The following is a 13,914-nucleotide window of genomic DNA, read 5'->3' as shown; positions in this document are numbered from 1 at the left end:
AAGTGAGGAATTCGGCACAAAGTGGCGTCGTGTTGCACACCTAGGCAAACGGCCTGGAGCGACGCCTTCGACTTAATAGTTACGTTCGATACAGATTGCGTGGTGTAACCGACCGGATCGAACGCTTTGAGCGTTGCGCGCGGCAAGCGAAGATCTACCGCGTTGGCAAAGCCGCAAAAAAAAGCCCCGACAAGCGGGGCTTTTTCTAGGTGCGTGGGGCCGTCAGAATTTCACCGTCGTCCCCAGGTAGAAGAACCGGCCCACGTTGTCATACAGCGCAGATGTGAAATCCGCGCCGAAGTAGTTGCGTGGCGGATCCTTGTCGAAGGCGTTGTCGATGCCCAGGTACACGTCGATTTTCGAGCCGGGGAATTGATAGCCGAACTGGAAGTTGTGGTAGACGTACGAGCCGTTCCTGATCGGGCTGGCCGAGCCAGGGTTGCTGTTATAGCTCTCCGGGGTCACGCGCAGGTTGCCGTCCACATAGTTCATGTCCCACGAGGCGCGCCACGCGTTCCGGTTGTACTTGGTCTGGAACTGCGCACGCCAACGCGGGTCGGTCACGGAGGTCACATACTCGTCGTATTCGGCCGGGAAGTCCTGGAACACCCATTCGCGCGACTGGATCAGGCGGGTGCCGACGAAGCGCAGCACGGTATTGCCTCCGCCGAGCTGGAAGCGGTAGTCCATTTCCAGACCCACGCCCACACGACGCGAACGGGCGAGGTTTTCGTTGAGTGCCTGCCAGCCGATGATGCTGTGCTCGGGATAGATGCGCCCCTGCGGGTCGGTGAAGCCGCCGAGCGGGGCGCGCTGCACGAAGCCGCAAAAACTGTTGCCGATCCCGCCGGGGTTATCCACGCAACGGGTGGCATTGGTTTCCGCGGTCACCGTGCCGATGGCATCGCGCAGGTCAATGCGCCAGTAGTCGATCGACATGCCGAATCCTTCGAAGAACTCCGGCTGCCACACCACGCCATACGAGAGGCTGCGCGCGCGCTCCGGCTTGAGTTCCGGATTGCCGCCGCTCACGCCGGGGCGCGTGGAGGTATAGGTATCGATCCATCCGACCGGCACGCCCAGCGCACTGCAGTTGGCCTGACGCAATGCCACATCGCCGGCGGTGCCGGGGCGGTTGGTATTGGTGGGCAGGTAATTGCAGGGGTCGTTGATGGTGGCGAAGTTTTCGCTCTGCGATGCGTACAGCTCGCCGATGCTGGGCGCGCGTACGGCCTGTGCCAGCGTGCCGCGCAACCGCAGCGACGGGATGATGGTCCAGTCCAGCCCGATGTTCCAGGTCTTGGTCGAGCCGATGCTGCTGTAGTCCGAATAGCGTCCCGCCACGTCCAGCGCCAGGCGCTCCACGCCCGGCAGGCCGGCCAGCAGCGGGACGGTGCTTTCGACGAACACGTCCTTGACGCTGTAGTCGCCGCCACTGTTCGGGATCGCGTTGAGGAAGGTCGCGCCCGACGCGGCCAATGGGTCGGCGACTTCCTCGCTCTGTTCCTTGCGGTATTCCACGCCGCCGGCAAAGCCGATGTCGCCGGCCGGTAGCGACAGCAGGCTGCTGTTGGCCACCGAAGCACTGAACACGGTCTGCTGGATCTTGGCCTGCGAGCGCGCGGTGGTGTTGAACCACGCAGCCGCTTCCGGGGTAACCGCCCCATTGCCGAACACGCTGAAGGGCACGCAGCCTTCGCGGGCCAGTGCCGAGTACACGCGGCCCGTATTGGGATTGACTGCAGTCGGATCCAGCGTGGTGCGGCAGACGATGTTGCCGCTGGCATCGCGCGCCGCATCGATACCGGCCTGCCAACGCTCGTTGATGCGGTTGTTGAGGTTGAGGCGCTCGACCGTGGTCTTGCCGTAGTTGGCAGATACGTCGTAGGTCCAGTTGTCGGTGAAGTTGCCTTCGGCACCGAGCACGGCGCGGTAGGTCTTGCGCTCGATGTTTTCGCCGCGACGGCCGGCGTCGACGTTGAAGCGGTTCATCAGGATCTGGGTGGCGCCGCGCGAATCCATCAAGGCGCCGAGTTCGGGACTGACGTACGGGTTTTGGCGACGCACGCGCAGCGAGCTGTCGAATGCGGGTTGGCTGAAGAATTCCGAATCGGTTTCGCTGTATTTGCCTTCGAAGAACACGCGATGGTTTTCGCTGATCTCGAAGTTGATCATCGTATTGACGCTTTTGCGGTCGAAGCCCGGCTGCAGGTCGGCCACCGCGTTGAGGTCGACGAAATCGCAGTCCACGCACGAGGTGTTGCTCACCACCGAGCCGTCGTAACGGTTGCGCCGGAAGCTGCCATCGTCGTTGAACAGATAGCGGTTGCCGTAGCTGGCCGGGTTACGGAAATCGAACGTGCCCAGATTGAAGGTGCCGCCGTAGGAGGTCGAATGGTTGCCGCCAGGGCCGCTGAGCACGTTCTGGGGGTTGCGTTCGCTTGGCGGACGGGTGGGGTCGAAGCCGGGATTGGGCACACTCACCAGATACTCGCGGCCGATGGCGCGATTGCCGCGACCAAAGCGATCTTGCTTGCTGTATTCGCCGGACACCGCGATGTTGCCGCGGCCGCCTGCGAAATCGGTACCGGCAGAAAAGCTGGCAAACGAGCGGTTGAAATTGCCTTCGTCGGCCAGGCCTGTCTGCGCGCGGGTTTCGAAGCCGGTGAACGATTTCTTGAGAATGAAATTGACCACGCCGGCCACGGCGTCGGCGCCGTACACCGCGGAAGCGCCGCCGGTGATGACTTCCACGCGTTCGATCCATTCCACCGGGATCGTGTTGACGTCCACCGCGGTCGAACCGGGGCTGGAGCCCACATGGCGACGGCCGTTGACCAGCACCAGCGTGCGGTCTGCACCCATTGCGCGCAGGTCGAGCAGGCCCAGGCCGGCCGTGCCGATGAAGCGGGTGGAGTTGCCTAGCGTGTAGGTCGGGGCGAGTGCCGGCATACGCGCCATCAGGTCGCTGAGGGTGGTCGCGCCGGTGGCGCGGATTTCCTCTGCGGTGATCGCGGTGACGGGCGAGGGCGTGACAAAGCCGGTGCGCGCGATGCGCGAGCCGGTGACGGTGACCTTGTCCAGATCGGTCGTATCGGGCGCGACGCCATTTTCCGATTGGGCGGCGGCGTTGCCTGCGGACGCGGCAAGTACGCCGAAAAGTGCGGTGCTGAGGCGGTGGCGGCGGGTGCGTTGCGGGGTACGGCTCGACATGATGCTGCAGATCCTTGCTCGAAATTCGATTGGCACAGCTGGGCTCGCTGGGCGCCGGCTGAACTTTTCGAACTTAACAATTCCTTAATTTTGTGTCCATATTTGCAAAATATGTCACGCCATGGCACGCGCCAACGCGCGGGCGTCTGTCGCGGCTGCCGAACACATCAGCTGTTTTTGGCCGAGCCAGTACACTGACGCCCTCTTTTGATGTCGCGCCGGGCGATGCTTGCCTCGCTCGCGCATTGGCACACAACCAGTCGAGTAAGCGATGAACATAATGGTGGAACGTGGTTCGGTAGCGGCACGCGCCGTTGCGCAGGCAGTTGGCGCATGACGGGCGAACGCAGAATCGCCGCGCACGCGGTGCAGGGCGCATTGGCGCCACATCCGCGCATCCGCAACGTGATTGCGGTGGGGTCGGGCAAGGGCGGCGTGGGCAAGTCCACCACTGCGGTGAATCTGGCACTGGCGCTGCGTCAGTCGGGCGCGCGCGTCGGCGTGCTGGATGCCGATATCTATGGCCCCAGCGTGCCGGCGATGCTGGGCCTGAGCGGGCGCCCGGACAGCCCGGACAACAAGTCGATCGAGCCGCTGCGTGCGTTCGGGATCGAGGCGATGTCGATCGGCCTGCTGGTCGATCAGGACACCCCGATGATCTGGCGCGGGCCGATGGCGACGTCCGCGCTGACCCAGCTGTTCAACGACACCCTGTGGGACGACCTGGACTATCTACTGATCGACCTGCCACCGGGCACCGGCGACATCCAGTTGACCCTGTCGCAGAAGATTCCGGTGGCGGGGGCGGTGATCGTCACCACCCCGCAGGACATCGCCACGCTGGACGCGCGCAAGGCCTTGAAGATGTTCGAAAAGGTCGAGGTGCCGGTGCTGGGCATCGTCGAGAACATGGCGGTGCATACCTGCAGCAACTGCGGGCATCGCGAGCATCTGTTCGGCGAAGGTGGCGGCGAGCGCATGGCGGTGCAGTACGGTGTGCCGTTGCTGGGCTCGTTGCCGCTGGAGATTACAATCCGCGAGCAAGGCGATACCGGTCAGCCGATCGTGGTCGCCGCACCGGAGTCGGTGGCGGCCAAAGCCTACCTGGCGGCGGCGACGCGGCTTGCCGAGGAGCTAGGCAAGCGCCCACGCGCCAGCATCCCGATCTCGGCGTCCCTGCTGTAGCGCACCGGGGCCGGCGATGCCGGCCGCTGGTAGAATTCGCTGTCTTCGCGCGGGCCGTTCGGCCCGCCGCCTTCCGTCTTCAAGGAACACCGCATGAGCATCAAGAGCGACCGCTGGATCAAGCGCATGGCCGAACAGCACGCGATGATCGAGCCGTTCGAACCCGGCCAGATCAAGCACGATGCCGCCGGGCAGCGCATCGTCAGCTTCGGCACCTCCAGCTACGGGTACGACGTACGCTGCTCGCGCGAGTTCAAGGTCTTTACCAATATCAACTCGACGATCGTCGATCCGAAGCACTTCGATCCCGGCAGCTTTGTCGATATCGAATCGGATGTCTGCATCATTCCGCCCAACAGCTTCGCACTGGCGCGCACGGTGGAATATTTCCGCATCCCGCGCGACACGCTGGTGGTGTGCCTGGGCAAGAGTACCTACGCACGCTGCGGCATCATCGTCAACGTGACCCCGCTGGAGCCTGAGTGGGAAGGCCACGTGACACTGGAATTCAGCAATACCACGCCGCTGCCGGCGCGCATCTATGCCAACGAAGGCGTGGCGCAGATGCTGTTTTTCCAGTCCGACGAAGTGTGCGAAACCTCGTACAAGGATCGCGGCGGCAAGTATCAGGGCCAGACCGGTGTGACCTTGCCGCGCACGTAAGGCAGCGAACAAGACGGCTGCGCTCACTGCCAGGCGGGCGCGGCCGGCACTTGGAACCGGCATGCACGCTGCGTACATATCGGGTCGTTCATGCCCGCCTGCCGGGCCGCTTATTACGTTGTTGGCCGCGCTCGATGCAATGGCGCGGCCGTGACCTTCAGCAGGTTGCGGCCGCTTTCTCGCGATAGCGCAGCAGCTGGCGCACGCCGGCGGCGATCAGAAATACCGGCCACCAGGTTGCGATCAGGTTGCCCACGTCCAGATGGGCCAGCCCCAGGTTGTCCAGCAGAAACAGCGCGCCCATGACAATCAGGAACAGGGCGGGGATCAGGCGGTAGTTCATGGCGATGTCCTCGTTGGGTATGAGGCCATGCTGCGCCCGATGCGCCCCGCGATCAGGTGCCGGAAGTCAACAATTGCAGATGACAAACGTCATGCCGGTTGCCTCATTCGGTGCGACTGCGCCACCGGAGCGCAGCAGCGCACCTCAACGCGCGAGCGCCAATCCCGTCGATCCGCTGGAACATCAGCAGCGCAATCAGCCCGCTCTAACCAATCCCGAATCCCAACTCCCCAATCCCGGCGCCACCTATTTGCCGCGCCCGAACAGCATGCCGATTCCGCATGCAACCAATGCGGCCGGCCACCAGGTGGCGATCAAGCGACCAATGCTGAGATTGGTCCAGCCCAGGTTGTTGGCCAGGAACAGCAGGCCGACGAGGATCAGGATCAGCGCGGCGACGACATTGGATTTCATGCGGGAGACTGGTTGAAAGACAAGCGCCTATCGTAGCCGTTGCGCCCACGTCGCGACATGCTGCTGCAACGCGTCGGCCGTAAAGCGCTGCGCACTGCCGCTGCCCCAGACGGGCCCGGGCCAGGCGGCATCGCCGGGGTGACGGCCGACCAGATGCACATGCAGCTGCCGCACGATGTTGCCCAGCGCGCCGATATTGAGCTTGCCCACCCCAGGTTCGGCGCGTAGCAACTGCGAGAGCTGGTTGATTTCGGCCAGCAACAAACGCTGCTGGCCGCCATCCAGATCGATCCACTCACTGACATTGGCCACCCGCGGCACCAGCACCAGCCACGGGAAGCGGCTGTCGTCCATCAGCCGCACCTGCGACAGTGGCCCGTCGGCGACGAACGCACTGTCGGCTGCGAGGCGCGGATCGAGCTGGAAGTCGCCCGCAGGCCTGTCCGGTGCGGTGTCGCTCATCCCAGGTGGGCCGCGAAGAAGCCCAGGGTGCGCTCCAATGCACGCTCGGCGCTGTCGGCGTCGTAGTGGGTGGGGTCGATACTGCGGTTGAAGGCGTGCCCGGTCGGGTACACGAAGGTTTCCATCTGCGGCAGTTTCTCGCGGTGGGCCTGGATCGCTTCGGGCGGGATGCTGGCATCGCGCTCGCCGAAGTGGAACATCACCGGCGCCTTGGGGGTTTCGTCCAGCAGTTGGGTGTTGCGGCCGCCGTAGTAGCTCACCGACGGCAGCCCCAGGCGAATGGCCGACAGCAGCGCGACCGAGCCGCCCCAGCAGTAGCCCACCGTGCCCACCTTGCCGGCGCGGGTCAGCAGGGTGGCGGCGGCTTTCACCACCTCCACAGCGCGCTCCAGGCCGACCGCATTGGCCAGTGCCAGGCCCCGCTGCAGGCTTTCCTGGTCGTACGGCAACTGCACGTCTTTTTCTTCCAGATCGAAAAAGGCCGGTGCCAGCACCTCGTAACCGCGCGCAGCGTAATCGTCGGCCACCGCACGGATATGTTCGTTGACGCCGAAGATCTCTTGAATCACCACCAGGCCGCCGCGCGGGCTGGAAGCGGGTGTGGCGTGCCAGGCGGCGACCTGGCCATCGGGGGTGTCGAGCGTGGTCCAGTGACCCATGGAAACTCCTGCTGCAGTCCGGGGGAGGCGCGCATTATCGACCGGATCGGCGGGGGCGAAGGTGAGGGTTCCGCTAAGATGGCTCCGCGTGCGCGGCATGCGGTTCAGAGCGCCGCCCCCGCGCCGCTATAATTGACCCGCTCAGGCCCCAGGCCGCTCCGTTTCCCAGGCTCCTGCTTCCATGTCCCAGCTGAACCCCAAAGTCGGCTTCGTCAGCCTTGGCTGCCCGAAGGCGCTCGTCGATTCCGAACGCATCCTCACCCAGCTGCGCGTGGAGGGCTACGACATCGTGCCCAGTTACGACGCTGCCGATGTGGTGGTGGTCAACACCTGCGGCTTCATCGATTCGGCAGTGACCGAATCGCTGGACGCGATCGGCGAGGCGATGAACGCCAACGGCAAGGTCATCGTCACCGGCTGCCTGGGCAAGCGCCCGGAGCAGATTCGCGAGGCGTACCCGCAAGTGCTGGCGGTATCCGGCCCGCAGGACTACCAGAGCGTCATGGAGGCAGTGCACGCGGCGTTGCCGCCGCGTCACGATCCGTTCGTGGATCTGGTGCCGGACTACGGCATCAAGCTGACCCCGCGCCATTACGCTTACTTGAAGATTTCCGAAGGCTGCAATCATCGGTGCAGCTTCTGCATCATTCCTTCGATGCGCGGCGATCTGGCCTCGCGTCCGGTCGATGAAGTGCTGCGCGAAGCCGAGCGGCTGGTGCGCGGTGGCGTCAAGGAATTGCTGGTGGTGTCGCAGGACACCTCGGCCTACGGCGTGGACCTGAAGTACGCCGAGCGCCCGTGGCGCGACCGCATGTACCAGACCCGCATGAAGGCGCTGTGCGAGGGCTTGTCGGAGCTGGGCGTGTGGACGCGCCTGCATTACGTGTACCCGTACCCGCACGTGGACGATGTCATTCCGCTGATGGCCGAAGGCAAGCTGCTGCCGTATCTGGACATCCCGTTCCAGCACGCCAGTCCGCGCATCCTCAAATTGATGAAGCGCCCGGGCGCGGTGGAAAAAACCCTGGAGCGCGTGCAGCGCTGGAAGGCAATGTGCCCGGAGATCACCGTGCGCTCGACCTTCATCGTCGGTTTCCCTGGCGAAACCGACGCCGAATTTGAATCCCTGCTGGACTTCCTGGATCAGGCGCAGCTGGACCGCGTCGGTGCGTTTGCGTATTCGCCGGTCGACGGCGCCAGCGCCAATGCCTTGCCGGACCAGGTGCCCGAGGAAGTGAAGCAGGAGCGCCTGGCGCGCTTCATGGCCAAGCAGGCGCAGATCTCTGCTTTACGTCTGGAATCCAAGATCGGCAGCGTGCAGCAGTGCCTGGTGGATGTGATCGAAGACGACATCGCGGTCGCCCGCTCGCGTGCCGATGCCCCGGAAATCGACGGGCTGGTGCATATCCAGAACGGCGGCGAGCTCGGCTTGAAGGTGGGCGATCTGGTCGATGTGGAAATCACCGACAGCGACGAGCACGATCTGTTCGGTGATGCACTGCCGTCTGGCCCTGCGATGCAGCCAGGACGGACGTTGAACCTGCAGATCGTCTAGCCGCCGCAGGCTGCCGGATGGCCGATGGGCGATCGCGTCGGTGCTCCCGGCTGCGCCGACCGTCGGCGCATATGCCCGCTGGGCACGCCAAGCCACAGGAGCGGGGCTGCGCGCGACGCGGCGTGCCACGCGCAGTCGCCCCCCGCACGACGCGCTGCACTACCCGCATCGCGTGTGGGCATGACAGTGCCGCATGAGGGGGCGTGCGAGCGCATCAGCGCGCCGCGAGGCAGTGCTGGGCAATGGGTGTTCGGTTCTCCGGGTGTCGATCACCGCCGTTGCTGATGCACGGCGCCAGAGTCGCTTCGCGCTGTCTATCGCCTACAGCGGCACGTATTGCACCGACACCACCACAAACGTGTGCTTGCCGGCCGGCAAGTGCGCGTCGAATTCGTCGTCCACGCGCTTTTTCAGCAGTGCGCGCGCCAGCGGCGAATCGATGCTGATCCAGCCGCGTCCGGCATCGGTTTCGTCCGGGCCGACGATGCGGTAGCGCAGCAGCTCGCCGCTGTCGGCATCTTCCAGTTCCACCTGCGCGCCGAAGAACACCGCGTTCGCGTCGGTGGGTGCCGTATCCACCACGCGCAACGCTTCCAGCCGCTTGCTCAGATAGCGCACGCGCCGATCGATTTCACCAAGCTGCTTCTTGCGATAGGTGTATTCCGCATTTTCAGAGCGGTCGCCTTCGGCGGCGGCCGCCGCAAGGGCACGTACCACGTCGGGCCGGCGTACGCGCCACAAGTCGTCCAGCTCGGCCTTGAGGCGGGCATGGCCTTGGGGCGTGATCAGCGCAGTGCTTTTCTCGGCAGGTGGGCGCCAGCGGCTCATGGGGCGGGCAGTTTCGAACGGCGGGGCCGCGATGCTAGCGCGCATGACGTGCTTGCGCATCTGCCGCCGCACAGCGAAGCTTTGCGCCATTCTTAAGACACGGACGTTGTCATGCTGATCATGCCGCTGCACAAACCCTGGTCGCGCCAGAACATCCCCTGGGTGACGCTGCTGCTGGTGCTGATCAATGTGGCGGTCTACCTGGGCTACCAACGCAAGGACGACAGCCTGGTCGAGAGCGCCGTGCACTACTACGTGCACTCCGGCTTGGGCGCGCTGGAGGCCGATGCGCATGCGCGCTACCTGCAGCAGACCGCCAACGCCAAGCTGCGCGCGGCACGCCAGGCAAAACTGGACAGCGTGCCTAAACCACAACGCATCGCATATCTGGCGCACCTGACGATGCACGATGTCGCCTTCGAACACGCCCTGCGCAGCGGCAGCTTGTTCAAGGACGATGCGCATCTGCGCGAGTGGCGTGCATTGCGTGCGCCTTACCAAACGCGGCTGTCAAAGATCTTTACGCTGCGCCACTTGCAGCGCAGTTCCGAATGGTCGCCAGCGCGCATGCTGACCGCCACGTTCCTGCACGGCAGCTTCGATCATTTGCTGGGCAACATGCTGTTTCTGCTTGCCTTGGGTACCTTGCTGGAAGGCGCGATCGGCAGTGGCTGGTTCCTGTTGCTGTATGTGCTCGGCGGATTCGGCGCTAGCCTGGCCAGCTTGTGGTGGCGCTGGGGCGAGCCCGGCGGCGGTCTGGGCGCCTCCGGCGCCATCGCCGCGCTGATGGGCGCGTTCTGCGTGGTCTGGGGAAGGCGCAGGGTCCGTTTTTTCTATTGGTTTTTCGTGGTCTTCAATTACGCACGCGGCCCGGCGATCCTGCTGTTGCCGCTGTGGCTGGGCTGGGAGTTGTATAGCCTGGCATCCAGCGACGACGGCGCAGTCGCCTTCGAGGCGCATGCTGGGGGACTGGTGAGCGGTGCCTTGTTGGGCGCCTTGCTGGTGGTGTTTCGGCAGACCCGGCCGGTATTCATGGAGGAGGGCGACGCAGTTGCGGTGGACGATCGCTGGGCGCGTGCGCAGCGCCATCTGGGCCGGATGGAAAACGCCGAGGCCGAACATGTGCTGGCGGAGTTGGCGAGCGAGCAGCCGCATAATCTGGAGGTTGCGCTTGCGCGTTATCGCGCCGCGCGTCATGCAGGGCGCAGCCAGGACAGCCTGTGCCATGCCGAGACGCTGCTGGCCCTGCAAACCCACAGCGCCGAACAGACGCGCATCCAGCTGGCAGTCGCCGCCGAACTCGGCAAGGCCAAGATCGCCTGCAGTCCGACGGCGCGCAAGGCGCTGATCGCTGCGTGCATGCGTAACGGCCTGTTGGCCGATGCCGAGCGTCTATTGAAGGACGGCGAACTGAGGACGCCCCGCGACGAATTGGCCCAACAGTGGTTCGTGCTTGCCTTGCGTCATGGTGAGCTGCAAGACGGTGCGCAACGTACGCGCTTGTTGCGCCAAGTGCTGGATCAGTTTCCCGAGCAGGCACAGGCGAACAAGGCGCGTTTTTTGCTCGAGAACGGGTGAGCGGTTCCGCTCGACGCGCGCCCCTTGACGCGCGCGACGCCGGGCGGGCAAGAGCCGGTCGAGTTGGACGACAGGGATGGTTCTGGGTGTGATGGACTCTGTCTGTCTGGAACCTGCAGAAGGGGTCCTCAGCCGATCACGCCGGCTGAATGGTCACCGCTTTCAGTGCCGCATCCAGCTTCGCGCGCAATGCTTCGTCGTCGCAGCGATCCATCGCATTCTGCAAGACGGCCCGCGCTTGCTCGTCGCGACCGAAGCGCTCGGCGAGCAGCACGCCGGCGTCCAGCGACCAGGCAGGCAGCATCGGGTCGCGCGGCCACGCAGCGATGGCAGCCAGCAGGCCATCGGTGACCAGCTGGAACTGCCCGGCCATCTTTGCGCGCTCGGCCAGCAGGTTGGCCTGCTCGGGCGTCAGTGGCGTAAATGTGGCGTCGATGTCCAGCGCTTCGCGCTGCAGCGCGAGCGCGCGCCGTTCCTGCTTTTCCTGCAACAGGCGATTGATGTATTGGCGAGTGTGTTCGCGTAGTTCGTCGTTGCGATGGTGTTGGCGCAGCAGGCGCTGATACAACTCGTGCACCGCCAGGCTCACCGCGCGCGAGCGTACCGCGCCACGCAAGGCCTGAAAGGCTTCGTCGGAATGCCCGTCGCGCACGTACTGTTCCGCTTCGTCGAGCAGGCGCTGGTCCGGATCGCTGCGTTCGTGCGTATCCGCGCCACCGGGCACATAGCCCAGCTCCTCGTGGTACTGGTACACCAGGTACCCCAGCAAGTGAAAGCTGGCGAACAGCGTCCAGATCGAGGTCACCATGACCGTCGCTTCGCGCACGAGCGGCGGAAGGTATTTGGTAGCGAAGAAGACCGCTGCCGTGCCGCTGCCCTGGATCACGTAAAGCAGGCCGTAGGCGGCCAGATACGGCCAGCCGATCCGGAGCGCCATGTCGATGGAGACGGCGGGGTTGAGTGCGCGGCGTAGGCTGCCGTCGATGGCCAGCGAGATCAGCATGCCCGGCAGCAGCAGCATGGTGCCCAGATACGCAACGGCCAGGCCGAACGGGCCGGCGATGACGGCTCCCACGCCGATCACGATGCCCAGCGCGATGGCCAGCAGGATCAGGCGCAGTACCGCGCTGTCGAAGCTGTTGTAGCCCAGGCGTGGCGCATCGGTCTGGCCATCGGCGGTGTGGCGCAGGATGTCGAAGGCATAGGTGTAGGTTGCCATGCCCAGCACACCGGCAATCACCAGTTTCAGGATGCCCGGCAGCACCAACAATGCGCTGCACAGCGTCAATGCGATTAGCGCATATAGCGCCGAGCCACGCAGCGGGTAGGTGGCGATGGCGGGAATGCGGGTCCAGAACGGTGCAGGCGCAGCCTGCGCGGCCAGCGTGCGTGCGCGAAAACGGTCTTCCATGACGCTCCCCAAGCGTGTGATGTGACGGGATTGTGCGGGGCCGCGTGTCGCTGCGCAATCAGGGGCGGGCAAGCCGACAAACCCGGATCGCCCGCGACCGGCGACATGTCGCGGGCATGGTCTGCAAACTGCTGGCCAGGCAGTGCGTCAGTGCGGGCATTGCATCGGAGCATGCTGTGTCCGACAGCAGCGTCGGCGCATCGGCAGACCGCCAATGCGGTGCGTGCGTGACTGTCCGAGGTTCCAGTCGAGCGACAGGTAAAATGGTGGCCCGCCGCACTCTTGCGGCCCTGCGAGCGACCGCGCGCCGCAGCCGCGGCACTGCCATCGCCCGCATCACAAGGAGTATTGCTTGATTCCGTCTGCCACCGGCAACCCGCAGGTCCGCATTCGCAGCATCGATGTGCTCTCGGACAATTGGTATGTGCTGCGCAAGGTCACCTTCGACTTCCTGCGCAAGGACGGCCGCTGGCAGACCTTGTCGCGCGAGGCCTACGATCGGGCAACGGCGCCACCATCCTGCTGTATAGCCGAGCCAAGCAGACGGTGATGCTCACCCGTCAGTTCCGCCTGCCGACGCTGCTCAATGGCAACCCGGATGGCATGTTGATCGAAACCTGTGCCGGCCTGCTCGACCAGGACGATGCGCTGACCTGCATCCGCAAGGAAATCAAAGAAGAAACTGGCTACCGCATCGACGACGTGCGCAAGGTGTTCGAGGCCTTCATGAGCCCTGGCTCGGTCACCGAACGCCTGTACTTCTTCGTCGGCGAATACTTCGACGGCGACAAGCCCAGTCAGGGCGGTGGACTCGAAGAAGACGGCGAAGAGATCGAAGTGCTGGAGCTGTCGCTGGATGCAGCGCTGGCGATGATCGGCTCAGGTGAGATCGCCGATGCCAAGACCATCATGCTGTTGCAGTACGCCAAGTTGCATGGTGTGTTGGATTGAGGTGCGCGCTGTCTACCCTGCCCAGTATGGGTAAGTAGGCAAACACGCAACGCGCGGATGCCCAGGCTCTCGCTCAACGAGCTCTTCTCAACACTTTGTCTCGATGTTCTAGTGGATTGCCGCTGTGGCAGTTATTGCCGTCTTGAGCTAACGAAAAGCTAGCTTGCTGCCCTTTCGAAGCAGTTTCTTGGTCGATCCGAAATCCATACATATTCGGATTGAGCGAGAGATCGGAGACGTCGTCGCGCGAGAGAATCAGACACTCGTCTCCGTTCTTGTCGAACCACCAAGGTCCACGTTCGGTTGTGGTGGTGGTGCTGCGTTGCGTTTCGGGCGCGATACATGCCGTCTTCAAAATGTATCGCCGGCTTTCCTTGTTTCCTTTGGCCTCAAGCCACAGTTCTGCGCTAACGGCCTGGCATTGCGTATTGTCTGGGTGCAGCTTGCCGACATAGTGACCTGCAAGCAGGTGCTGCCTGCCCTGTGGCCATGCGCTGGGCGGGTCGTCATGATTTGCGTTCTGCTCATCGAAGGTTGTGCCCGCGCTGATGAGTAAAAAAAGTGACGAAATAACAGCTGCATCTGCTTGCATCTGCGAGTCTCCTTGACCTCCGGATGTGGTGTTGCGCGAGCACGCTCGATTGCGATGCCT

General features: G+C 64.1%; 12 protein-coding genes and 1 pseudogene. 5 read left to right on the top strand and 8 right to left on the bottom strand.

Annotation, left to right across the window (positions count from 1 at the left end; translation table 11 throughout):
* Nucleotides 1-222: 222 nt before the first annotated feature.
* The gene (locus tag ACCQ00_RS13615) at nucleotides 223-3,213 is read right to left on the bottom strand and encodes a TonB-dependent receptor domain-containing protein (protein ID WP_372353953.1); all 2,991 of its coding nucleotides are present in this window, start codon (nucleotides 3,211-3,213) and stop codon (nucleotides 223-225) included.
* A 333-nt stretch (nucleotides 3,214-3,546) separates the two neighbouring features.
* On the opposite strand from ACCQ00_RS13615, the gene apbC reads away from it, so the two are divergent.
* Together apbC and dcd are read left to right on the top strand one after the other, a co-directional pair.
* Nucleotides 3,547-4,398: an iron-sulfur cluster carrier protein ApbC gene (gene apbC, locus ACCQ00_RS13610; protein WP_017156372.1), complete on the top strand. Its 852-nt coding sequence runs from the start codon at nucleotides 3,547-3,549 to the stop codon at nucleotides 4,396-4,398.
* Nucleotides 4,399-4,491: 93 nt separating this feature from the next.
* Nucleotides 4,492-5,061, top strand: coding sequence for a dCTP deaminase (gene dcd, locus ACCQ00_RS13605; protein ID WP_005912996.1), 570 nt, complete (start codon nucleotides 4,492-4,494; stop codon nucleotides 5,059-5,061).
* 157 nt (nucleotides 5,062-5,218) lie between these two features.
* Here dcd and ACCQ00_RS13600 read toward each other — a convergent pair whose 3' ends face one another.
* The 4 genes from ACCQ00_RS13600 to ACCQ00_RS13585 all read right to left on the bottom strand — a co-directional run bounded on the left by ACCQ00_RS13600 (nucleotide 5,219) and on the right by ACCQ00_RS13585 (nucleotide 6,939).
* Nucleotides 5,219-5,404: a LiaF transmembrane domain-containing protein gene (locus ACCQ00_RS13600; RefSeq protein ID WP_017156371.1), complete on the bottom strand. Its 186-nt coding sequence runs from the start codon at nucleotides 5,402-5,404 to the stop codon at nucleotides 5,219-5,221.
* A 246-nt stretch (nucleotides 5,405-5,650) separates the two neighbouring features.
* A complete protein-coding gene (locus ACCQ00_RS13595) occupies nucleotides 5,651-5,818 on the bottom strand; it encodes a LiaI-LiaF-like domain-containing protein (protein WP_008577498.1) in 168 nt (55 codons plus the stop codon).
* Nucleotides 5,819-5,845: 27 nt separating this feature from the next.
* A complete protein-coding gene (locus ACCQ00_RS13590) occupies nucleotides 5,846-6,280 on the bottom strand; it encodes an HIT domain-containing protein (protein WP_039567229.1) in 435 nt (144 codons plus the stop codon).
* On the bottom strand, nucleotides 6,277-6,939 hold the full coding sequence (locus tag ACCQ00_RS13585) for a dienelactone hydrolase family protein (protein ID WP_039567227.1): 663 nt from the start codon (nucleotides 6,937-6,939) through the stop codon (nucleotides 6,277-6,279). The genes ACCQ00_RS13590 and ACCQ00_RS13585 overlap by 4 nt, the downstream gene beginning before the upstream one ends.
* A 181-nt stretch (nucleotides 6,940-7,120) precedes the next feature.
* Between ACCQ00_RS13585 and rimO the strand changes: the two genes are divergently transcribed.
* Nucleotides 7,121-8,494 carry a 30S ribosomal protein S12 methylthiotransferase RimO gene (rimO, locus tag ACCQ00_RS13580; RefSeq protein WP_039567226.1) on the top strand — a complete coding sequence of 458 codons (1,374 nt, stop codon included), beginning with the start codon at nucleotides 7,121-7,123 and terminating at the stop codon, nucleotides 8,492-8,494.
* A 321-nt stretch (nucleotides 8,495-8,815) separates the two neighbouring features.
* On the opposite strand, the gene greB is transcribed toward rimO, so the two are convergent.
* Nucleotides 8,816-9,322, bottom strand: coding sequence for a transcription elongation factor GreB (gene greB / locus ACCQ00_RS13575; protein ID WP_039567234.1), 507 nt, complete (start codon nucleotides 9,320-9,322; stop codon nucleotides 8,816-8,818).
* 111 nt (nucleotides 9,323-9,433) lie between these two features.
* Between greB and ACCQ00_RS13570 the strand changes: the two genes are divergently transcribed.
* Nucleotides 9,434-10,900: a rhomboid family intramembrane serine protease gene (locus ACCQ00_RS13570; protein WP_039567224.1), complete on the top strand. Its 1,467-nt coding sequence runs from the start codon at nucleotides 9,434-9,436 to the stop codon at nucleotides 10,898-10,900.
* Nucleotides 10,901-11,036: 136 nt separating this feature from the next.
* Here the strand turns inward: ACCQ00_RS13570 and ACCQ00_RS13565 are convergent, their stop codons facing one another.
* Nucleotides 11,037-12,311, bottom strand: coding sequence for a DUF4013 domain-containing protein (locus tag ACCQ00_RS13565; protein WP_039567223.1), 1,275 nt, complete (start codon nucleotides 12,309-12,311; stop codon nucleotides 11,037-11,039).
* Nucleotides 12,312-12,663: 352 nt separating this feature from the next.
* Here ACCQ00_RS13565 and nudK point away from each other — a divergent pair.
* A pseudogene (nudK, locus tag ACCQ00_RS13560) lies at nucleotides 12,664-13,262 on the top strand (GDP-mannose pyrophosphatase NudK).
* A gap of 73 nt (nucleotides 13,263-13,335) precedes the next feature.
* On the opposite strand, the gene ACCQ00_RS13555 reads toward nudK, so the two are convergent.
* Nucleotides 13,336-13,854 (bottom strand): hypothetical protein, encoded by a 519-nt coding sequence (locus ACCQ00_RS13555; protein WP_162837111.1) that lies wholly within the window; start codon nucleotides 13,852-13,854, stop codon nucleotides 13,336-13,338.
* Nucleotides 13,855-13,914 lie beyond the last annotated feature (60 nt).

Origin of the sequence: Xanthomonas sp. NCPPB 3761 (assembly GCF_041475705.2) — a bacterium.
Lineage (GTDB): Bacteria > Pseudomonadota > Gammaproteobacteria > Xanthomonadales > Xanthomonadaceae > Xanthomonas > Xanthomonas phaseoli.
This window is presented reverse-complemented; position numbering and strand designations above follow the sequence as displayed.